Raw genomic sequence first — 21,216 nt, 5'->3', positions numbered from 1 at the left:
CCCCTGGCACCCTTACTTACCGCGTTCCTGCTTGCTAATCCAATCAAACAGTTCGGGCGTCGCGTAGGTTGCCGACCAGCAATTGTGTCCGATGTGTTCGAGGGTGGTGAACCGAACTTTTTCGCCGCCGGCTTGCTTGATTGCGTCAAACATTTCAACGGAACGCTGGAACGGAACCGCTCGGTCTTGGTCTCCGTGGAAGATCCAAATCGGCAGGTCCTTGAGTTTCGATGCATCGGCAGGATCACCCCCGCCGCACACCGGGACGGCGGCGGAGAATCGTTCCGGGTGGTCGGCTGCCAGTCGCCAAGTCCCATAGCCGCCCATGCTCAACCCGGTCAGGGCGACGTGGTTCTCATCGATGCTGAGTGTGGAGACGATGTGGTCAAGTAACTCGACCAGTCGCTTCTGTTGAGTGGGGTTTTTCCAGGAATCGTCGCCGGGGCATTGCGGGGACACCAGGATGTAGGGCAGATCGTCACCACGGGCGGCAAACCGCGGCGGTCCCCATTTCGCGACCAGGCTCAGTGGTCCGTAGCTTTCGCCGCGACCGTGAAGGAACAGGAGCAGCGGCGTTTTCGAGTCGGCGTTGTAATCCTTGGGCAGATAGAGCAGGTAGGAAATACTGCCGCCGTCAATGGTCTGGAGAGTCTGTTCGATCTGTTTGCCCGGAGTCGGCGCATCAGCCTCATCAGCAAGGCTTGGGCTATCAAACGAAAACGCGAGGCACAGCAGGGCAATCGAGGTGAACACCAGCTTCATCGTCAGTTCCAAAATCAAAGGGGAAAGAAACGCTCGCCCAGCGACAAGCTCGCCCGGGGACACGGCACCAGTTTACACCATGCAAGCAAAAGCTTGTTCGGGGACAAAAGCTTGTTCGGGGACATGGCACCAGTTGACAGTATGCTTGCAATGTGATGTGCCATGACCCCGAGCTTCCATCTTCGTCCGGGAAGAGGGGCAAAAATGGAGTGGTCAAAAAATGGTTGCCTCGTGTTGGTCTGATTACAGCCATGTGACCCATTTTTTGACCAGCCTATTTTTTTGACCCACAAATACGCCTGGCGAGCCTGGGGACACGCCTGGCGAGCCTGGGGACACGGCACTGTCCATTTGATGCAAGCATTAGCTCGGTGCCGTGTCCCCGTCTCGATTTACTCGGGTTTACTCGGGGACACGGCACCTGCCCACATCGTGCTAGCGAATCCGGGTGCCATGTCCCCGTGGTGGCTTGTGATGTCCCCGTGGCGGCTTGTGACGCGACGATCTTGACATTGCTGATGGGGGCTCGGATTGCGTACCGTCCGCAAAAGGGTGCAATTTCGGGTGGCGAGTGAGGCTGATGCGCGGTTTGATTGGAGTGATAGCAAAGCTAGGGGCGATGCTCCTTTTTTCAGTGTTTGCTGTTGTCGCGCGCGGTCAGGGCACCGGATCTGATTTGCGGGCCTTGCTGGAATCAACGGACGCCACACTGGTCGCGTCTGTGGGAGGGCCATCGGAAAGCGGGGGCGGGTTCGGATCACGTTTGATGAACCTCGATCGCTTTGTGGGACGTCGGATTTCCGAGGGGCGACGATTCGACGTCGGGTTGGACCTCTATTCGGCGCCCGATTTTGAAGGGGGCCTGATCGTTTCTGGACAAGATGTAGCACTCAAGATCGGTGGCTATGTCAAAGCGGACTTCATCTATGACTTCGATCCGATTGATTCCACCGACACGTTTGTGACGACCAGCATCCCTGTGTCGGCGCCCGAGCGAACGAATGCTCGTTTTCATGCCAAACAGACGCGGCTGAGTCTGGACACGCGATGGACGACGGAAGGGCGCGATATCCGGGTCTTTGTGGAAGGCGACTTCTTCGGCACCGACAGTGAATTGATCCGGCTGCGACACGCGTACGGGGAAGTCGGTCCGATTGTCGTCGGCAAAACATGGACGACATTCACGGACGTTGCGGCGGCACCGGCGACGATCGATTTCGAGGGCTCGGTGTCGAGTGTCAATCGCAGGCAAGTCCAGGCTCGCTGGACGCGACCGATTTTCTCGGACGATCTTACGTTCGCTTTGGCAATCGAAGACACACAGTTCATCATCGAGACACCGGTCGGGCTTACCGGTGAGGCACGTTCTCCGTCGCCCGACTTTGTGGCCCGGTTGCGTTTCGAGCGTGAATGGGGACGTTTCCAGATGGCAAATCTCTACCGTGTCGTCGGATTTCAGCCGACCGGTAAAAAGGTCGTGACCGCCAATGCCTGGGGAATCAACTTCACTGGTGTCGTTTTAATGAGCGAACGAAATACCGTTTACTCACAGATCGTGTTCGGCGAAGGCATCGGCAGTTATCGCGGGTTGCCGGACGCGGCGCCGACATCCGCTTCGACGGGAGAAATGCTGGGGCTGTTCGGTTGGATGGTGGGATTGACACAGGAGTGGAGCGACCGTTTGGCCTCCAATTTCACCTACGCGGAAAACAGTCTGGACAACACGCCGTTGCAGGCTGCCGACGCCGTCCACCGCACCACTTACCTGGCCGCCAATTTGATCTGGCAGCCACTCGAACGCGTGCGCCTCGGCGTTGAGTACCTGTACGGCATTCGTGAAAACGTCGACGGCGCGAGCGGATCGGCCAACCGAGTCCACTCGGCGGTCATTTTCGAACTACCATGACAGCTCGCCCGGGGCCACGGCACCAGTGTACGGCTTGCAAGCAAACCCGAGTGCCGTGTCCCCGAGGAGGCAATGTGTCCCCGAGGAGGCAATGCATTGAGTAATGACACTGGGCACGCAGCGGCCCAACGACATTGGTGAATGTCAAAACCCAAAAATCTTGGGTTCCACGATTCGTTCTGGGGGATGTTCGTGAAAAGGGGCGTTCCATTTGGGGCGAAGTTGGTACCGTGCTTTACGCTCCAACATATCGATCATCATTCCCTGGTCTGGGGCGGAAAAATAGGGAATGCGAACACGGTGGCCCGCAGGCTCCGCAGCTGGCGTTACCACTCCAATCGCCTCACCAATTCGAGACCGGGCTTCCAAAGCTTGCATGCGCCTTTCAAAATCTTCCAACTTCGAAAGTATCGCATCGAGCTTCCGATTGATTGCCGACAGACCTTCAGGGGCCTGCGCGGAAACGGTCGGCGAAAGGCCGAGCGCAGCACTTAAGACTGTAAGTGTCAAAAGTAATCGGGGCATCATCAGTACCTCTACTGAATGGAGCAAGTGTGACCCAGGTAGTCGATTCGTTTCATCCGAATCAAGCCGAGGAAAATAGAAAACGCCGTGATTTACAGGACGCAACTCGGCTGTTGCCGCTTTTTCCGCAGCACGCCCAGGAGGATTCGAACCTCCGACCGTCGGATTAGAAGTCCGATGCTCTATCCAGCTGAGCTATGGGCGCGGGTGTGTTTTTCGCTTGGTATACCCGACCGGTATACCCGAGACGGCGAAAACTGCTAGATTAAGGGGACTCCGCCGGTTGTGGGACCGGCGAAGCCCATCACCACTTGAAATTGAGGTTCAAGCGATGAGACGAAAGTCTATCTGTTCGGCACTCTGCCGGCAATGTCACGGGTATACCCGGTATACCGAAACCTCCCGTCGATGGGAGGTTCAGCGATGAGCGTGAAATCAGGCGCAACCAGGCCGGGCAAGCCCCATCCTGATTTTCCATTGACGGCGAACCCCTGCGGTCAATGGTCCAAGAAGATCAAGGGCAAAGTCTACTACTTCGGCGTTTGGAGCGATCCTGACGCCGCGCTGGCCAAATACCGCGCGTCAATCGATGCGATCCTGGCCGGAGCGACACCGACGACGCCCAGCGGCCCCGGAACCGTGGGATGGCTCTGCAATACGTTCATGGACGCCCAGCAAGCCAAGTGTGATCAGGGCGACTTGGCCAAGCGGACTCTGAAGGACTATCACCGGGTTTGCAAATACATCGCTGCGGTCTTCGGCAAGGGGCGGCGGTTGGAGACCCTAGGGCCGGCGGATTTCCAATTCATGCGATCGAAGTTCAGCCCGGATTGGTCCCCGGCAACGATCAACACCCGAATCAGGGACGTGTCGATCGTCTTCAAGTTCGCTTACGACATCGAAGCAGTGCCGACCCGGATCAACACCGGGCCAAACTTCAAACGTGTCTCAAAGAAGCGTCAACGACTCCACAAGCGGAATCAGAACACCAAGCGATTCACCGCGGCGGAGATTCACAAACTGATTGATGCGGCACCTGTCCAGCTGCGAGCAATGATTTACTTGGGAATCAACGCCGGCTATGGGCCAGCTGATTGCGGTCGACTGCGTGTCTCCGACATCGACTTCAAGCGTCACTGGCTGAGGGGGCTGCGAGAGAAAACTGGCATTGAGCGATCGGCGTGGTTATGGCCCGAGACAATGACGGCGATCAGGGCCGCAATGGAGATCAGACCGGCAGCTCGCAAACCGGAATGGGATGATCTGGTTTTCATGACGACGCACCGTAAACCGTGGTACGTCGACGGCGAGAACACCTCGCCGATTCAGCAAGCGTTCAAAAAGGCCGCTGAGGCCGCCGGCGTCTACCGTAAAGCCGTTGGGCACTACGCACTACGTCATACGCTGGAAACGGAGGGCGGCACCGATCAGGCGGCGATCGATTACATCATGGGTCACGTCGAAGGAACGATGGCCGGCGAATACCGGGAGGGCGTTCCCGACGAACGGGTCAAGAAAGTCTGTCAACAGATGCGTAAGTGGTTCCAAGATGGGAAGCCGACGCCGACGAAGAACGGCACCAAGGCAAAGCGGGGTGCAAAATGAACGAATCAGAAGAAGCCGCATTTTGGCGAGATGTCGAAGAAACCAACGAGTGGATGCGTGAGCACAACCGAAAGCTGCGGGAGATGGAGGCCGAAGCGATCGACTTCAAACGCCGACTTATCAAACTGTGGCGCGAAACCGGTATTTCCGTTGACAAGCTTAGACACATGGAGCGTTGGGAGCTTGCCGAATGGGAAGCCGCATCCGCAGCCGAGGCAAAAGCCGGGGCAACGGATGGCATTGCAGAAGAATCCAGCGACGGCCCCGAGTCGCCGCCAGTGGGTAAGACGTTCCAGGATCTGACGTGGGCGCGTTGCTTTGGTGTCGAGACAAGAACGATAGGTCGCTGGCGAAAAGACAAAAGTTTCCCGTCATCGCCCTGCACGGTCGAAAGCGTCAAGCAGTGGGCTGTGAAGAACAAAAAGACCATGGCAGAAGACCCGGAGGAAGACAATTGAATGTCCGGATTAGGACATCGCCGGACATCGTAGGACATCTGGCCTACACCTGAATTGAACTGCTGAAAATCGCCTTTACTCTTCGTGTGTCAACGGTAATCAACCGCAACACACGGAGAGTTTTTTTATGTCTGAGATCAAGCTTCACACATTGGACGAAGCGGCGGAGATCTTGCGGACGCATCGCGAATCGGTGCGGCAGATGATCGTCGAAGGCGAGATCCAGGGTACGCCGATGGGCAGGGGAACCAAACGTCGCAAGTGGCTGGTCTCCGACGACGCGCTACGTCGATTCATCGCCAACCGGGAAGAGTCGGCCAAACCCCAGCCGAAGCGTAAACGTGCATCCGCCCCCATGCCCAAGCAGTGGGTCTAGCGATCCTTGCCACCGGCAACGGAGCGCCGGCGGCCCCAAAAAAAACCGCCACACCGAAACGGACATTCGGCGGGCGGCAACTGGTCAAAGTTTTGGCGACGGCGACCAGCGACACAAAGGAGTCACTCCCATGTTACGCGATGGATTGAATCATTCAAGCCAATTCCCAAAGCGGGCGATCGTCCCGCCGGCACCGATCCCGGCAACTTGGGACGCGATGGTCAAGGCCGAGCCGCGGCTATTGGCACTCGAACAACGAGCCCGAAGCTACCGCGGCGATCGTGACATTTGGGACCGGTATTCACTGGTCAAGGCGAGTCTATCGCGTCTGGTCGGCTGGGAATGTCACCGGCGGGAATTGGCGGACACCGAGCACTATCGGGTTGCCCTTGATCGCATCTGCGAAGCGTTGGGGGTCTGAACGATGAACGAACCAAAACCGATCCCCAAGAAATGCTATTGCGGCGAAGACTTTATCCGCACCCCTAGCGGCTACTGTTGCCCCAAGCCGCATGGCAAGTTGTTTCTCGCAAGCCTGGACCATGACGTCGATGATCGGCTGGACGAACTGGAACAGACCGAGCCGGTCAAGCCGGTTGTTGAGTGTCGCGGTTCTTTTCTGTTTTCACTGCGGTCACTCTGCACCCAGGTTTTAGAAACCGAAATGCCAGATGAACTACGCGATCATCTTTTGGTGGTCGTCAAATGGCACGTTGACGCGGCACTGGAATACGTCGACGCGGTTGACGGCTGCCTGCAATCGATGGCCGAAGCGGAAGTCAAGGGAGGGGCTAAGTGATGGAGATTCAACGCGAGATCATCAACATCATCGCCGGCGATTGGGACGTAATTTGGCGGTGCAACGCACTGGACGAAATCTACACGTCAAAAGCGATGTTCTGCGCTGCGGTGCGTGAATACGAGGTCTACCGGGACACCGGCGGACACATCACCGAGCGTATCTATCAAGGCGATGCGGTCATCCCCATCGACCCCAACGACTGTTCGATCGGGAGTCTTGTCGACAATCCCGAGTTTATCGGATTCGTGCCGGCTGGCACTGACCCACATGACCCAAAGTTTGCACTGGACGTGCCATCTATTGCGAGGGACGCATCGTGAGTTTTGAGACGATCAAGCAAACCGCGGCCGGTCGCTGCGTGGAAATCATCGTCGCGTTGACATCGATTGACCGAGAGATTGGAACCGCCAAAAAGGACATCAACTGTCCGTTGTGCGATCACGGTAGCCTTCACGCAGACCGCCGCGATGATGGGGTAAACCAGCACGGCAAGGTTCGCTGCCACCACTGCCTTGACGCTGGGACCGGCGACATTATCGACACGGTGCGAGTGTTCGGCGGTCACGACTCACAAGGATCGGCAGCGAAAGCAGTAGCGGACTACCTTGGGCTATCTGCCAGCGAAGCGACGGGAGCGAAACCCATCGTTGACATCATCGAAGCGGTAGCCAAAGCAAAGCGAATGCCGTTGGATGCGTTCCGCCAATTCGGCCCCAAGGTCGACAAGCGGGGACGCAATCAAAAGCCGGTTGCACGGGTGCCGGTCTATAACGAAAGCGGCGAGATTCATAGCCACTTTGATCTGACGCCCACCGATAAAGGATTCTTCAAACGTGGCGACGGGAGCCAAGGGTTATTCCTCCCCGGTCGGCTGCCCAAGGCCGGCGAAACTTGGCACCTTGTCGAAGGCGTCAAGGATGCTGCCGCACTGGTCGGGCTGGGGTTCGATGCGTGCGGGCTGCCGTCGTCATTCATGGCACCGAAGTATGCCCGACTCTTTCAAGGCGTTCACGTCGTAACTGTTGCCGATCTGGACCAACCAGGGCAGAACGGGGCACAACGAACCGGCGGCAACTTGGCCGGGGTTGCGGCATCGGTCAAAGTCGCTCGACTGCCTGGCGAGATCGTCGCATCGAAGGGCGAAGACGTGCGCGACGTGATTCGACGACACGGAGAACAGGCGGTGCGTGATGCGATCGCAGCGGCGACCGAGTGGCAACCCAGGGACGGGGAGATTTTCGGAAAGGATAGCCGGCCCGAGGAAATTTTGACGCTGCGTTATGCGTGGCACGTCGACCGTGTTATCGGGCACCTTGGCCAACTGGGATGGAAAAGCCCCTGGCTGCCCGAGGCGAAACGCGAAACCCGTAAGCTGTACCAGCGTGGCGGCGTGCTGGTCGATGTTGTGACCGAATCGAAGGCCGACGCGACGGCCAAGGGCGGTCAAGTCAAGATCGCACAAGGGACGCCGCGGCTACGGGTGCTGCCAACTTCCCAACTGTCGCTGCGAATCGCCGATGCGTGTCAATTGATCGTCGAGAAGGAAAAGGACGGCGACATTGAAAAGCAAGCTGTCCCGCCTCCCAAGTGGTTGATCGATGGCATCCACACTGCCGGCGACTATGGCGGCTATGTTCGGCACTTGGAAGCGATCGTCACGGCCCCGACAATCCGGCCCGATGGCAGCGTCTTGCAAAAGCCGGGCTGGGATGCGTCTGGCCTGCTGTTCCGGCCATCGATGAAGTTTGAACCGATCCCCGATGAACCGAGTCAATCGGATGCGGTAGCGGCGACTGAAAAGCTGTTCGAAGTGGTCGCAGACTTCCCGTTCACCGACGCCGCCGACAAGGCCGCATGGTTGGCAATGCTGCTGTCTATGATCGGTCGGCCATGCGTTACGGGGCACGTTCCGATGTTTGCGGTGACGGCCAACATTCGCGGGGCTGGCAAGTCGCTGCTGGTCGATGCTGCGTCAATCATCGCCTACGGTCACTCGGCTGCCAGAACTGCGTATGCGTCCGACGACGACGAAATGCGAAAGCGAATCACGGCGGTCATCATGGAGGGTTCGCCGGCGGTATTGCTCGACAACATCGATCGACCGATTGGCGGGGCGTCCCTTGATGCCGTGCTGACCGCGGAGCGATGGAAGGATCGGGAGCTAGGTTCATCGCGGACCATCGATCTACCGGCCCGAGCCGTCTGGACTGCAACCGGGAACAATCTACGGTTTCGGTCTGACGTCGCCCGGCGTGTTGTGCCAATCCGCCTGGACAGTCCCGAGGAACGCCCAGAACTGCGTACAGACTTCCGGCACAACGATCTACTCGGATGGACGCGGGAGCACCGTGGCGAGCTTGTGACGGCTGCCCTGACCATCCTGCGGGCCTACTTCGTCGCGGGATGCCCCAAGCAAGATGGCGGGCAATTCGGATCTTTCGAAACGTGGTCTGACGTCATCCGCGGTGCTGTCGTTTGGGCCGGCTGTTCCGATCCGATGGACACCATCGAAACTGCCCAGGCCGACGACGATTCAGCGGCGATTGTCGCGGGGTTGATCGGCGGGCTACTCGAAATCGATGACACCGGCGACGGGATGACGTGCCGAGAGATCATCGACCGGTTGAATGATGCCGAGAATGCCGGCCGATTCCCGGCCATGCGTGAAGTGGTCGCGGAAGTGGGCATGAAGGGCGGCCGGCCGGACGTTTCGCGGTTGGGCTACGCGATGCGGAAGTATCGCGGCCGAGTGTGCAACGGGTATCGAATCGCCCAGGAGCAGGGACACGCCAAGCAAAATCGGTGGTTTGCCAAGCCGGCATCAATTGGTGGTCATGGTGGTCATGGTTCCCAGGTTGAAGAAAGCGAAACCGGCGATGTTGTGGGTGAAAGTGGTGGTCATGGGGGTCATGGTGGACATGGTTTTCCCCCACCTATACGCGAGACGTGTTGTGTTGCAACACAACACGCACACGACACACACACGCCCGCGTATAGAGATGGGCCGGAATCATGTCCTACATCGCCACCATCGCCACCACATCGAAAAGTGCCTTGTCCTAAGTGCGGCGGGGCAATGACGCCGGCAGAACCGGTTGACGGATGGCGGAATTGGGATTGTCAGACGCCGGGATGCGGTCACGTCAAGCCGATGCGTGAGGGGGCGGCCCAATGAGTCGCCACCCACTCCCCGCCGAACTGCCCGCGTCCGCGATCACGGCAATCATCGATACCAGGGAACAAATGCCGTTGGTGCTGCCGGGTCTGCGAACCGAGCCGGCGACCCTCCCGACCGGCGACTACAGCGTGAAGGGCTTGGAATCGGTTATCGCCATCGAACGCAAGTCACTCCCCGACTTGCTGGCGTGCGTTGGCCGAGAGCGTGAGCGTTTCGAACGGGAGATTGATCGTCTGCGGGCCTACCCCGTGCGTGCCCTTGTCGTGGAGGCCGATTGGTCCGACATCGAGCGGGGCGATTGGCGAAGCAAGATCACGCCGAAGCAGGCCGGCGCGTCGCTCGTCAGTTGGCAAGTCAAAGGTTTGCCCTGCATCCTGGCCGGCACACCAAAGCGGGCGGGGCAACTGGTCGCGTCAATGCTGCGACGTGCTGCGGTTCATCGCTACCGCGAACTGAGAGCGTTGACCGCGGGGCTTGTGACCGAGGCGACCGAATGACCGAGCGACCAGCACCCTATCGAATCACCAAACCCCAAACCGCCGGCGGCAGCGGTGCGGGCTTCAATCAATCTGCCGCAATGGAGAATCGAGAGATGGAATCAGCAATCGCAAAGCCCGAGCGGACCTATCTGGGAATGTTCAGCGTCCGAACTGGCGTCTTAGTTGCCACCGATCCATGTTACGACATCGGGAGTTGTGGCGGACTGATGGCAGTATCCCGAGGCGTGTGGTCCGCAATGGTCGACGCCGGGTTTGACGAGAACACATTGACGGTCTGCCACGAGAGTTTCAAACCGTCCGACGCTGACAAATGGGAATTGATGCCGTTTCAAGTCGGAGTTGATACCGGCCGTTTCGGTCTGTTCGATGCAGTCACCTACGACAACGACAACGATGAACTGCTGGATGAATGCTGTATTGCGATGGGGACCAGCATTGGAGGCGTTGTGGCATTCGGTGCGGTATCGCTGACCGGTTTCGGTGATGGGTGCTTCTCTTGTTCTGTCATCCGGCGGGACCGGCGAATCGTTGCGGTCAAGCTGAACTGACACACACAACGCCCGCTCGCAACCGCCGGCGATCGAATCACCACGACGTCAGCAGGCCGCACAGCCCCCAGGCGACCCCCGGCACCCTGCCATGCCCCCCCCTGCCGGGTTGTAGGTTCTTCCGGAGAGAAGAAAGAGGAGGCCTGGCTTTCCCCACTTCAGAACTTTTATGCATTCACGAGTTGAACTGATGACAAAACAACAACAGACCGGCCGAGACATTCGCATCACTGGCCCCGATGATCCTGGACTCATTTTGAAGACCCAAGCCGACGTGGCACGCGCGTTTGACGTTGAGAGATCCACGGTTCATTCATGGGTTCAAAAAGGGATGCCGGGCAGCCCCGGACGATACAACTACGCCCACATCATGAGGTGGCTGTTTGCGTTTGGCCCGTGGCGATCCGAGGCAGCACGGGACGAGATGCTGTGGAAGCACATCACGGAATAATCGGCTGACCGAGACGCAAACCAACGGATTGAATCAATGAGCGACACACAACCGGCGGCCCCTGTCCCGTGGTCCGATGTTCCGTTTCTGTACGCACCTCGCATCCGATGCCCCTACTGCGAAGCCGACAGGCCGATCAATGTTAGGTCGACCCTGCAAGGCGATGACAGCATCGAACGAAGGTACACATGCCGAAGCTGTAGCCGGCGGTTCAGGATCATCGCCGAAAAAACAGACGAGACCGATTGGTTAATCCTTGAGACCCTGCCTGATTCTGGCACGGTGGAAAAGCCGTTCTGTAAGATTCGACCAACAAGCCAAGGAGGTTAGAGAATGTCATTTTTCGGAAAGCTGATTCGCGGTGATCGGCAAGACAAAGAGCCACCGCCACCACAACAGGATGATTTCCCATCCTACGAATACCGGAAGCCGTCAAACGAGATCCACGCCGTCGAACCAGACGACCGAGACGGGTTCGAAAAGTGGCGGCAGGATGCCCAAGGCCGATGGTGGTACCGACGCAAGCGAACGGAGGCCAAGGCCGATGTTCAATCTTGATCGTCTGCACCTGTTGGCGAGTCACATTCTCGGCACGCCGATCTACATCATCCGCACGGGCGACGGAGTGGAGCCAAAGCATACGGTCCCCCATGCCGTAGCGTGGACGGCAGCGGCCCTGGACGTGACGCACAAGCCGTTGCTTGAATCGATGGGCAAATGGGAAGGCCGACGCCCCGCGGTTGTCTTGCATGACGCCGTGTTCGCTGAGCAAGTCGCTGAGGCCGAAGCGTGCGGGATGGACGCGGAGAAGTTTGCGACCGAATACGCCGACGCTGTGATGGTTCACGAGCTCGCCCACATCGCTTGCCGCGGCGGAGTCGACCTGTCGGAACCGACCGACAAGCTGTGTCAGTTTGCCGACGCGATCGCCACGTATAGCGTGCGGTGCCACATCGCCGACGAAGCTGCCGACGACCACCGCGAAGCGGTCAAGAGTCACGACGCAGACTTCGTTCGTGCGTGCGTTCATGCCGTCCACCGGGCCAGACAAATCGGTTTCCGTTTCCCCGGCTATTACTGCTTTGGCGAAGGGGCAACGTGTGACTTTGACTATGACCTAGCTGAATCGGCACTGAGCACCGAGCCGGAATCATTGTCCTACATGTCAATTTTCGACATCAACAAGACCACTCGACCAACCTACAACTTCCGCAGATACAAAGAGGCGATTCAATGTCAGCAACAATGACCGAAAGCACCACCGAAACCCGCCGCGAAGCACTCAAGGCGAAGATTGCACAGACGAAAGCCAACAGCGAGCGTATCGCCGAATGGCGAGCGTCGATCAGGGATCTGGAAGCCGCCATCGATGCCGCGGCCGATGCTCACTCCGACAAGTGTGCTCCGCTACAGCAAATGATGCGTGACCTGGACGCGAAACTGTCGTCCGGCAGCGTCACCGCGGCCGATTCGAAAAAGCGTCACGAGATCCTAACGTCGATCACCGCGGCAAACATCGAACTCGAAACGACAAGCCGGGCAAATCAATCGACGATCGATCTACTGAAAAAGAACATTCGCGAACTGAAACGCGGCAGCGCGACGTCAGTGCAATCGATCGAGAACGAATTGGTGAATACCGCTCCGCTGGATCAACGAGCCGAATGCAAGGCTTGGGATGCCCAAGCGACTGTAGCGAGCCAGTGGGGCCAAGCCGCAGGCGAAAAAGCCACCAAGTTGGAGAGGATGATCGAAGTCAATAACGCGAACGGGTACGACACCAAGGGGGCAAAAGAACGTGTTGCGTTCTATCGTGCCGAGTCGTTGCTTGCGGCCGAACTGGCGGCGGAATCACAGCGGAAAGCCGATCAACTGCGTCGGCAGATGATCGAAGCCTAACGACGTAGCTTTTTTGAATTTTCACTACGTCGTCGCTGCACGTTGGGAGGGAACGGCCCAGCGTGCAGCATTTTTCAAACTGCCCCGGTGCGTTGCCGGGGACGTGCCCCGGCCAGCGGGCACGTTTTGTCGTGGGACGTTTGCCCGCTGCCGGGTTCATCACAAACGGATTGAGCTATGAGTTTTCGAAGTGTTATCGCCGGTCGCGGAAGTGTGATTATTGGCCTGGACGCATCCGGCCTGAAACGCGGTGCCCGCATGGTGCAGCGCGACCTAGATCGTCTTGGCGGGAAGATGCAGGGGTTCGGCCGCATTGCCGCTGGGATCGGTGCGGCGACGGCAGCACCCATGGCAATCGCCGTAAAGAGCTTTGCCGATTTTGACGACGCGATGCGTGCTGTCGGAGCTGTCGCCCAGGCGAGCCAAAGCGACTTGGCCAAGCTAACCGACACGGCCAAGAACTTGGGGGCGACCACATCGTTTGCCGCCATCGACGTGGCCAACCTGATGACCGAACTGGGGCGGGCTGGTTTCAATCCTACGCAAATCGATTCGATGACCGGGGCGGTGCTCGACTTGGCCAGAGCGACGGGCACCGATGCTTCGATGGCCGCGTCGACCATGGCGGCATCGATCAGACAGTTCGGGCTTGGGGCGAACGATGCTACCCGTGTGGCCGACGTGCTGACCGTTGCAGCGAACAAGTCATTCAACAGCGTCGAAACCCTCTCGGAATCGCTGAGCTACGCCGGCACGGTTGCTGCTGACTTTGGTATGTCGATCGAAGAAACAGCGGCGATCTTAGGGACGCTCGGCAACGTTGGCATCCAGGGCAGCAACGCGGGCACCGCACTGCGGCGATTGCTCACCCTGACCGGTGCCGAAGCGGAGAAATTGAAAGGCATCTTTGGCGTGTCGTTCGTCGATGCAGCCGGGAACGCTCGCCCACTGGTCGATACGTTGGCCGAAGTGGCCCAAGCGACCAACGGGTTGGGAACAGCAGCACGGTCGGCCAAGTTCAACGAGGCTTTCGGCCTGTTGGGCATCACCGGGGCCAGTGCGATCGGCAACGCCGCGGCGGAGACTAAGAATCTGTTGTCGGCATTGCAAGGTGCCGGCGGTGCGGCGAGCAAAGCGGCAAAGGAAATGGACGCCGGCATCGGGGGCAGTTTCCGAAAGATCATGTCGGCCGCTGATGGCGTGCAATTGGCGATCGGTGATGCATTGGAGGAACCGCTCCAAAGGTTCACCGATCAGGCGACCACCGGCCTGTCGGCTGTCTCCCAGTTCATCGACCAGAATCAGGGCCTTGTTATCTCCTTGGCTGCCGGATCTGCCGCACTGGTCGGCATCGGTGGCGGACTGCTTGCGGCGGGAACAGCGGCAAGCGTGGCGAGTATGGCGGTCGGCGGACTGGCGACCACCGTAGGCTTGCTGACGTCGCCTGTCGCACTCGTCACGGCCGGTATCGGTGGTTTGGGTTATGTGATTCTGACGCAGACGGAGATGGGCGGTAAAGCCATTGACTGGCTGTCTGGCCGCTTTGAGGCATTGGTTGAATCGGTCGGCCTGAGTGTCGAAGGCATCAAGGCTGCGATCGAAGCCGGCGATTATGCCGCGGCTTGGGATCTGGCAGTCAACGCGATGGAGTTGACTTGGCTGGACCTGACATCGGAGATCAGGGACGCATGGACCCGCGTTTCAACATTCATCGTCAACGTGTCCGCCGGAGTGACCGAGCAAGTCGGTGTGATGTTTCAATCGTTGGGCGAGTTTCTGGGATCGCTGCTGGAAGGATATCAAAAATACTATGACGCGGTGTTCAATACGATCACAAAGAAAGTTGGCGAGCTATCGGGTGTCGCGACGATTGGCGAACAAGGCAGCGCGTTTGAATCGAATTTTGGCGGCGCTAAAAAAGCGATGGAGGCCCGCATCGCTGGCATCATCGATTTCGGGAAGCAACTTGAGACCAAGGGGCAGGGCGACCGCGAAGCGAACACCCGAGCCGGAGCGAAGGAACTATCCGACCGTCAACAGCGACTTGACGCGATGCGTGCCAACGTCAACACCCAGGCCAGCAAGGAGATCGGCAAGGGCATGTTGCGAGATGCCGGCGAGGGGGTGGGGTCACTGCTGGACGGATTGAAAAAGATGGTCGCGACCGAGGCGACCAAGAACGCCACCGACGCCAGCGGGAGGGCTGCTGCGGCACTTGGCGGCACATCATCGGCCGGGGACACGACCGGCGGCCCAGCAACGTTCTCGGCGATGGGTTCACTGTTGCTCGGCATGGGATCGAGCGGACCCATGGACCGAACGGCCAAGGCATCTGAAAAGCAAGTCGGCCTACTGCAATCGATCGATGCCAGCATCAAGCAAAAGGGCGGTGGCGGTCCCGGTTTCGGGCTTTCGGATCTGGGGGCGGCAACCGTCGATGGCGTGCAGAAGTTTGCAGACGATCCGCTCGGCACTGTCCAGAGTGGCGGGGCGATGATCGGGGATCTTGCTGGCTCAATGTCGCGCGGCATCGCCGATGCGTTTGCCGGTCAATCGCTGTTCCAGTTTGGGGCATCCGGCGACCCAGGGGCCAAGACGCCGCGCGATGCCAAGGGCGACAAAGCACTCTCGGACATCGCCACCGGTATCGGTGAGATCGTCCGAAACACCCGAGATCCGATTGCAGCGAGGTTAGCGTGATGGATGATGACAAGACCCGAGCGGAGTTACTGGAACAAAACGCCGACCTGTACGGCAGGATCATTGAAGGCCACATCCAGCAACGTAAAGACGCGATGCAGTACCCGATGAGCCCCGAGCGGGTGCGATTCATCATCAAGACCGGCGAGGTTATTGAGACGCTTCGCGTTCTACAGCGTGACATGCGGGCACTGGCGGCGTTGTGGTCTACGATCGAGGACCAGGACGACACGGTTGCCGTTTGATGCTTCCCGCATCGACCTGTCGGCGGTACAGTTGGGACATGGACTGGCTACAGAGGGAACGCATACGGCTAAAGCATCGCATCCCATCGGTGACGATGGCGGAGATGCAAGGCGAAGTAGCCGCACTGGTCGCACGTGGCGTCGATGTTGCCGAGGCGTGTTCAATCATCGGATTACCGCCGGCACTTTACTATGATGGGTGCAGCGCTGCGATTGAGTTTCTGCCGACACCGCGAGAGATCGCCGCGATAACGCGACGGATGCAAGCCGGCGAGCGAGTGTGTACGCGCCGGAGCCAAGTGCGTTGGCAACGTCTCAAAGTGACCGCCACAGGCAACGAATCGGAAGCTGACGCGGTGTTCGAACTGGCGGGGCGGATCGATGACGATGCGTGTGATGTTCCGGCGTGGCTGAATTGCGGGGGCAGTTAACGCAACTGATCCCGTTCATCCTTGGACAGTTTCCGCCACTCCCACGGGGCGACGTGCCGGGGATCGGACCACAAGCCCCGTTTCGCTTCCCGTGCTGTCCGTTCCGCGTCGGCCAGTTCAGTATCGTCGGGCGAATACTTGACGTAATGCCAAGCAAGCCCCGCGGCGACAAGATCGACACCGAGGCGACGACCGCCGGCGATCACTTCGCCGATCGTCCGACCGTAGCGATCCTGGCCCAAGTCGATGATCGTCACGTCTGGCGAGCGGTGGAACGTATCCGACACATAGCGTTTGGCGTTGTCTCCGAACGGCTGCCCGCGTTCTGGGGCGTCGACGCCGTTGAATCGCACCCTGACCGTGCTGTTGTCGCTGCGTAGGACGTCGAGCGTATCGCCATCGGTCACGCCGACGACGCGGCCGGAGAACTTGCGGATGGTCACACCGTCGACATCGATCGACACATCGGCCGAACCGGCGGAAACCTGGACGCTGCCGCGGGACTGCGATTGGACCGCCACATTCCCGACCGTTTGTTCCACGGACACCGACGCCGTAGCTGTGGACGTTGGCGGTGGATCTGACGGGCTGCACCCGATGACGGCGATGGCGAAAAACGTGACGATGGAACGCATAGCGGTGCCCCTGATGTTGCTGGCATGGTGATGACCGATTCTACCGCCGGAGCGGGGAAAGTCGATTCAATGTTGACATTGACGCGGGGGTTGGGGTAGGCTTTTCGGTGCTGTTGGATCGGACTTCAAACCGATTCGACTTGGCCCTGTCTTGTGAATGGCAGCGGCGACGAAGCAAAACTATCACCTTTCTGAAAACAATTGAGAAATGACGACGCCTCAGATTTTGGGGGAGCACTCCCAAGCTATGACCTGGCACAGGCCAGATAGCGACGGACCCGACCGGGGGTGATAGCCCGGTTTGAACCAGGATCTGAGGCGTCGTCGTGCGCGGACATCACTTGTCCGCAAGGAGAGTCAATTATGACTTTCGTTTCTATGTCCGAGGCTGCCCGTCGTGCTGGCGTTCATGCCGATCACGTCCGCAAGTTGGCCGACCGTGGCGTCATCACCCGCCACACCGTTCCCGGCTTTCGCTATCCCGTGATCCGTGAATCAGACGTGGCCGTCATCGCCCGCGAAAGCCCCTCTCGGTATCTGCCCCCTGTCGAGATCAACATTGGCGTCCCGTTCACCGATCCGACGCCACAACAGATTGCCGATCGATGCAAAGCAATCCTGGCGAAGCGTCACGCCCCGAGTGACGACGACCGACGACGATGCCGGCGGATTGTCGACACCATCGCCATGCGACCGGGAACGACGAAGCAAGACCTACTCGCCAACGTGTCTTGGCATGAACCGGCGATTGATCGGCACCTTGATGAACTTGTGACCGCGGGAGTGATCGAGCAACGTGGCCAGCGTGGCTACTTCATCGCCGGCACAGCGGCTACCGGCGGGATGGAGCCGGCCGACCGGATCTTAGAGCGTTTCCGCACTCGAGCGGTACGTCATGCCCGACGTCAACGGCGACGTCTTGCTGTCGCCGGCTGAGCACTCCGCCGGCATCTTGTCCCAAACAAATCCAAAACATTCAAAGGCCGAAACATGACTACCCAACTTCATTCCCTGACCGCCCTGCGACTGCAACGTCAACAACGCTATCAGGAAGCCAAAGCGGCGACCGCTCCGACGCTGGCACCCATGACGCTGATGGATCGATTGCAGCACCTTGACGCCGTTGTCGGGGTGCTCGAAAGCCTGCAACCGATCGATGCCCGCCCACTGGCCCAAGCGTTGCTGGCAAGTTTACTCCGCTTGTCATGGGCACGAACCAGCGGAAAGCCCCACACCTGCCCCGAGGCCGCTGAGATCCCGCTAAAGCTGTTCAACCGGAAAGCGATCGACAAGCCGACGCTGACCCGTCTGCGAAGCCTGACGGCCCCAGAGGCATCGGTGCGCGACGTTATCGCCGGATGCCGGGATCTGATGGTCTGGTTGGCAATGGACCGTGGCGCCGTGCTGGCGTGATGAAATCGCCGCTGCTGCGAACAGTGGCACCCGCTGGCGGTCTGGTCGCATCGTTGCCGCGATGCGGCCGGCTGCCGGTTTTCTGATGTATCGCATGCAATACAAAATCGATCAAAAGGCGAATCAATGAAAATCACCAAGACATCATCGGGCTACCGGGTCCAGGCGAGCACCCAGCGGGAGAACGCCGTCGTGAGCGTCCTAGTCGCTTTGCTCCAATCGTCGCCCGAGATCAGCCCCGACGAACGGGAGCGGCACAGCGAGATTGCAGACGGCCCGACGTGGCGGAATTGGGCGATCGTGCCCGAGCGGATCTGGCCGGAGCAATTGGAAGCGATGGCGGGCTAATTGACCGCGACCGCCGGCAATTGCCGGCACTCATGATTTGAGGATTGCCCGCAGTGCCGGGCGTCCGTTCTGGAATTGACCGAATGATTTTGCCGCTGGGACGCTGGACGTGTCACCCAAGATGGTCCAAAGAACTGCGTGTGGCGTCACCAGTTCTCACATTGCAGCCTCATTTCGTCGTCGCAAACTTCACTGTCTAAAAGAACGTCGAAGCCTGGAAATGCTCCCGTATTCAGGGCATGCATCACTTCCGCCAGACCGTCTACTGTGATGATTTCAAGGAAACTGAAACGGAAGTTTTCGATGCTCTTTGGGAGATTTGGCGGGTGATAGTCAATGTAGAAAGGCGTCCAGCTGACCGCGCGAACAGGCCCCGTTTTTCTGCCTTCTTCGTCGTAGTCAACCACGAATAGTCGGTCGTTGGGAACAACCAAAACGGGTACGATCGCAGTTCGCATGAACGCCTGTTTGTTGAGGGGCAACACCTCTCTTGCAACATCAATCAGTGATGTTGCGGATGCCACTGCCTGCGACCACCTACTGTAAATGTCTTTGTCTCCTCCTTTGATCCTGCTGCCACTATTTACAATGTGGTCAATCGACTTTCCGACCATCTCCCCCTCGCGGTAGCGAGAGTACAAGCCTCCAAACTTGGCCGTAAACAGATGCTCATCGGAAGCGAGGCAGTATTGACGTTCAGGCCCGCGAGTCCATTGTGGTGATTTGGGAAATTTTGTATGCAAAAACCAATGCCCAGACTCTTGCCGCGTGCATTTTGAACGAGAGATCAAAATTGGTCCGCATTCAGTCAGGTTCTTGCATTCGACGGCATGAAGAAAACGCGACCAATGGAAGTCATTGGACACGACATGTTCGGACTGTAAGTCAAATTGACGTGGAAGGTCGGTGTGGGGGTCGCGGTACGTTCCTCCATGCCGCGGAAATTTTTGTCTGACTTGCATTAGCTTCCTGACCTGCATTTCGAACGCGAAGTCAGAAGACGACGTTGCGAAATCTTCGAGATCCTGGATTGTCACAGTCGCCGGCGAATTCTGTTTTTTGTTCATACCTGACTAGTGATTTTGCGGGGCAGAAGGGTTCGCCGCCAAATGAGACAAACTTTTTACTAAAAACAACACAGCGATTAGCGTGTTTCCACGAACCTGCCTCATTTTTAAGACCAGTGCCTAACGCCGAGACCATCAATGTGAACGGTTGGGAGCGATCCTGGCTGCCGTTTTTTTCGGTATACCCGGTATACCCGCAAGGGCTGAAAACCGCTGTTTTTGACTGCTTGCCGCTGGTTAGAGAATCTCGATTTACCGCGTAAAACACGGTGAAAACTGATTTTTTCGCGGTTCACCCGAAAGCCTTAGAAGTCCGATGCTCTATCCAGCTGAGCTATGGGCGCGGGTTTGGGGGCTTGGTTGAGCCGTTCAGTGGACGTGCCGCGGCAGGACGTGCGGACGGTGAGCGGCGGATCCACTGAAATCGCGGCTCAATCGGTGAGCCGGCAGTGTATCGGCCCGGCACCCTGTCGGCAATGTCAGGCGTTGTCACGGTCGTGTGACACGTCCAGAGACCGAGGGGATCGCGATCGCGGCTCCCGGCGGGTGATCGATGACAGCGGCGGCGACCTCTTCGGGGGGCGTGTACAATCAGGTCGATACCGCAAAGTAAAGTATCAGATCCTCTAACTCGTGCCCGAAGGCTTGCTTTGATTGGTTGATCATTGTTACCGACGCGATGTTAAAGCGAGGCGGCAGCGAGGTTGCGGGCAATGATGAATCATTGATCGCCGGAACCCTCCCCTCGCTACGCTCGACCCTCCCTGGCAGGAGAGTTTCATCCCAAACCCGCTTGACCCTGCTGCATACGGGCGGGGGCTTTTCTTTCTCGCCCTGCACGGAACCGCCAGAGGCGCACAAAAAAACCCGATCGCCGAGACCAAGGTAAAATCTCGACGAACGGGTCTGTATCTCGCGATCAAAAGATGATCTCGAGTGGGGAAGCTGACCCATATGCGTCAGCCCGCCGACTTGGTCTACGGGTTGCTTCCCCGTTGGCTAGTACAGCAATAATCCACTTGATCACCTCCTTTAAAAACATGGTTTGACGCCTCCGACCCTTGCGCCAACAAGAGTGGTGCCGGAAGCGTTCGGAAGTAGTCCGTCGCACCGCGTTAGCGCGACCCGACAGGAGAAGTATCCTTACTGGTCAAGTAAAAAGCAAGGTAAATCTTCATGCGGGAGAGGACGCGTGGAGCGTCCAAAAGGTTCGCTGGGGCAGTGGCGAGCGGAGATCGTGCGAACGGCGAGGCGTCTCGATTGAGTGTCGGCGGGAACCGATCCGATTGCAAATGGTTGGCGGGAGTTGGGGCGAATGCTGGACACGTCGGTTTAAGCTACCTCGGTTTGCAGGCTATTCTTGGCGC

Annotated in this window: 24 protein-coding genes and 1 tRNA gene; 20 read left to right on the top strand and 5 right to left on the bottom strand. The window is 58.5% G+C overall.

Features of this window, described 5'->3' with window-relative positions:
* Positions 1-12 precede the first annotated feature (12 nt).
* Complete coding sequence (locus Mal15_RS18410; RefSeq protein WP_147869118.1) at positions 13-762, bottom strand: carboxylesterase family protein; 750 nt, start codon at positions 760-762, stop codon at positions 13-15.
* Between the two features lie 766 nt (positions 763-1,528).
* On the opposite strand from Mal15_RS18410, the gene Mal15_RS18405 reads away from it, so the two are divergent.
* Positions 1,529-2,668, top strand: coding sequence for a DcaP family trimeric outer membrane transporter (locus Mal15_RS18405; protein ID WP_167546902.1), 1,140 nt, complete (start codon positions 1,529-1,531; stop codon positions 2,666-2,668).
* Positions 2,669-2,812: 144 nt separating this feature from the next.
* Here Mal15_RS18405 and Mal15_RS18400 read toward each other — a convergent pair whose 3' ends face one another.
* Positions 2,813-3,196: a hypothetical protein gene (locus Mal15_RS18400; RefSeq protein ID WP_147869116.1), complete on the bottom strand. Its 384-nt coding sequence runs from the start codon at positions 3,194-3,196 to the stop codon at positions 2,813-2,815.
* Positions 3,197-3,324: 128 nt separating this feature from the next.
* Positions 3,325-3,398, bottom strand: a tRNA-Arg gene (locus tag Mal15_RS18395).
* A 218-nt stretch (positions 3,399-3,616) separates the two neighbouring features.
* On the opposite strand from Mal15_RS18395, the gene Mal15_RS18390 reads away from it, so the two are divergent.
* The 16 genes from Mal15_RS18390 (at position 3,617) to Mal15_RS18315 (ending at position 16,386) form a co-directional block, all read left to right on the top strand.
* Complete coding sequence (locus Mal15_RS18390) at positions 3,617-4,798, top strand: tyrosine-type recombinase/integrase (protein ID WP_167546901.1); 1,182 nt, start codon at positions 3,617-3,619, stop codon at positions 4,796-4,798.
* Positions 4,795-5,256, top strand: a complete 462-nt coding sequence (locus tag Mal15_RS18385) for a hypothetical protein (protein ID WP_147869114.1) — start codon at positions 4,795-4,797, stop codon at positions 5,254-5,256. Before Mal15_RS18390 ends, Mal15_RS18385 begins: the two co-directional genes overlap by 4 nt.
* A 127-nt stretch (positions 5,257-5,383) precedes the next feature.
* Positions 5,384-5,632, top strand: a complete 249-nt coding sequence (locus tag Mal15_RS18380; protein WP_147869113.1) for a helix-turn-helix domain-containing protein — start codon at positions 5,384-5,386, stop codon at positions 5,630-5,632.
* 130 nt (positions 5,633-5,762) lie between these two features.
* The gene (locus Mal15_RS18375; RefSeq protein WP_147869112.1) at positions 5,763-6,053 is read left to right on the top strand and encodes a hypothetical protein; all 291 of its coding nucleotides are present in this window, start codon (positions 5,763-5,765) and stop codon (positions 6,051-6,053) included.
* 3 nt (positions 6,054-6,056) lie between these two features.
* Positions 6,057-6,431, top strand: coding sequence for a hypothetical protein (locus tag Mal15_RS18370; RefSeq protein ID WP_147869111.1), 375 nt, complete (start codon positions 6,057-6,059; stop codon positions 6,429-6,431).
* The gene (locus Mal15_RS18365; protein WP_147869110.1) at positions 6,431-6,754 is read left to right on the top strand and encodes a hypothetical protein; all 324 of its coding nucleotides are present in this window, start codon (positions 6,431-6,433) and stop codon (positions 6,752-6,754) included. Before Mal15_RS18370 ends, Mal15_RS18365 begins: the two co-directional genes overlap by 1 nt.
* Positions 6,751-9,609 (top strand): hypothetical protein, encoded by a 2,859-nt coding sequence (locus Mal15_RS18360; RefSeq protein WP_147869109.1) that lies wholly within the window; start codon positions 6,751-6,753, stop codon positions 9,607-9,609. Before Mal15_RS18365 ends, Mal15_RS18360 begins: the two co-directional genes overlap by 4 nt.
* Positions 9,606-10,109: an ERCC4 domain-containing protein gene (locus Mal15_RS18355; RefSeq protein WP_147869108.1), complete on the top strand. Its 504-nt coding sequence runs from the start codon at positions 9,606-9,608 to the stop codon at positions 10,107-10,109. The genes Mal15_RS18360 and Mal15_RS18355 overlap by 4 nt, the downstream gene beginning before the upstream one ends.
* Positions 10,106-10,660, top strand: a complete 555-nt coding sequence (locus Mal15_RS18350; RefSeq protein ID WP_147869107.1) for a hypothetical protein — start codon at positions 10,106-10,108, stop codon at positions 10,658-10,660. Before Mal15_RS18355 ends, Mal15_RS18350 begins: the two co-directional genes overlap by 4 nt.
* 190 nt (positions 10,661-10,850) lie before the next feature.
* Complete coding sequence (locus tag Mal15_RS18345; protein WP_147869106.1) at positions 10,851-11,111, top strand: hypothetical protein; 261 nt, start codon at positions 10,851-10,853, stop codon at positions 11,109-11,111.
* 333 nt (positions 11,112-11,444) lie between these two features.
* Positions 11,445-11,669: a hypothetical protein gene (locus Mal15_RS18340; RefSeq protein ID WP_147869105.1), complete on the top strand. Its 225-nt coding sequence runs from the start codon at positions 11,445-11,447 to the stop codon at positions 11,667-11,669.
* Complete coding sequence (locus Mal15_RS18335) at positions 11,656-12,360, top strand: hypothetical protein (protein WP_147869104.1); 705 nt, start codon at positions 11,656-11,658, stop codon at positions 12,358-12,360. The genes Mal15_RS18340 and Mal15_RS18335 overlap by 14 nt, the downstream gene beginning before the upstream one ends.
* A complete protein-coding gene (locus Mal15_RS18330; protein ID WP_147869103.1) occupies positions 12,345-13,010 on the top strand; it encodes a hypothetical protein in 666 nt (221 codons plus the stop codon). Before Mal15_RS18335 ends, Mal15_RS18330 begins: the two co-directional genes overlap by 16 nt.
* 177 nt (positions 13,011-13,187) lie before the next feature.
* The gene (locus Mal15_RS18325; protein ID WP_147869102.1) at positions 13,188-15,710 is read left to right on the top strand and encodes a phage tail tape measure protein; all 2,523 of its coding nucleotides are present in this window, start codon (positions 13,188-13,190) and stop codon (positions 15,708-15,710) included.
* Positions 15,710-15,955 (top strand): hypothetical protein, encoded by a 246-nt coding sequence (locus Mal15_RS18320; RefSeq protein ID WP_147869101.1) that lies wholly within the window; start codon positions 15,710-15,712, stop codon positions 15,953-15,955. The genes Mal15_RS18325 and Mal15_RS18320 overlap by 1 nt, the downstream gene beginning before the upstream one ends.
* The gene (locus tag Mal15_RS18315) at positions 15,955-16,386 is read left to right on the top strand and encodes a hypothetical protein (RefSeq protein ID WP_167546900.1); all 432 of its coding nucleotides are present in this window, start codon (positions 15,955-15,957) and stop codon (positions 16,384-16,386) included. The genes Mal15_RS18320 and Mal15_RS18315 overlap by 1 nt, the downstream gene beginning before the upstream one ends.
* On the opposite strand, the gene Mal15_RS18310 is transcribed toward Mal15_RS18315, so the two are convergent.
* Complete coding sequence (locus Mal15_RS18310; RefSeq protein ID WP_147869099.1) at positions 16,383-17,021, bottom strand: thermonuclease family protein; 639 nt, start codon at positions 17,019-17,021, stop codon at positions 16,383-16,385. The genes Mal15_RS18315 and Mal15_RS18310 overlap by 4 nt on opposite strands.
* A 363-nt stretch (positions 17,022-17,384) precedes the next feature.
* Here Mal15_RS18310 and Mal15_RS18305 point away from each other — a divergent pair, with 363 nt between their 5' ends.
* The 3 genes from Mal15_RS18305 to Mal15_RS18295 all read left to right on the top strand — a co-directional run bounded on the left by Mal15_RS18305 (position 17,385) and on the right by Mal15_RS18295 (position 18,782).
* Positions 17,385-17,957 (top strand): hypothetical protein, encoded by a 573-nt coding sequence (locus Mal15_RS18305; protein ID WP_147869098.1) that lies wholly within the window; start codon positions 17,385-17,387, stop codon positions 17,955-17,957.
* A gap of 54 nt (positions 17,958-18,011) precedes the next feature.
* Positions 18,012-18,434 carry a hypothetical protein gene (locus tag Mal15_RS18300; protein WP_147869097.1) on the top strand — a complete coding sequence of 141 codons (423 nt, stop codon included), beginning with the start codon at positions 18,012-18,014 and terminating at the stop codon, positions 18,432-18,434.
* Positions 18,435-18,560: 126 nt separating this feature from the next.
* Positions 18,561-18,782 (top strand): hypothetical protein, encoded by a 222-nt coding sequence (locus tag Mal15_RS18295; protein WP_147869096.1) that lies wholly within the window; start codon positions 18,561-18,563, stop codon positions 18,780-18,782.
* A 146-nt stretch (positions 18,783-18,928) separates the two neighbouring features.
* Here the strand turns inward: Mal15_RS18295 and Mal15_RS18290 are convergent, their stop codons facing one another.
* Complete coding sequence (locus Mal15_RS18290) at positions 18,929-19,849, bottom strand: hypothetical protein (protein ID WP_147869095.1); 921 nt, start codon at positions 19,847-19,849, stop codon at positions 18,929-18,931.
* Between the last annotated feature and the right edge of the window lie 1,367 nt (positions 19,850-21,216).

It is taken from the genome of Stieleria maiorica (assembly GCF_008035925.1).
In the GTDB taxonomy this organism is placed as follows: Bacteria; Planctomycetota; Planctomycetia; order Pirellulales; family Pirellulaceae; genus Stieleria; species Stieleria maiorica.
This window is presented reverse-complemented; position numbering and strand designations above follow the sequence as displayed.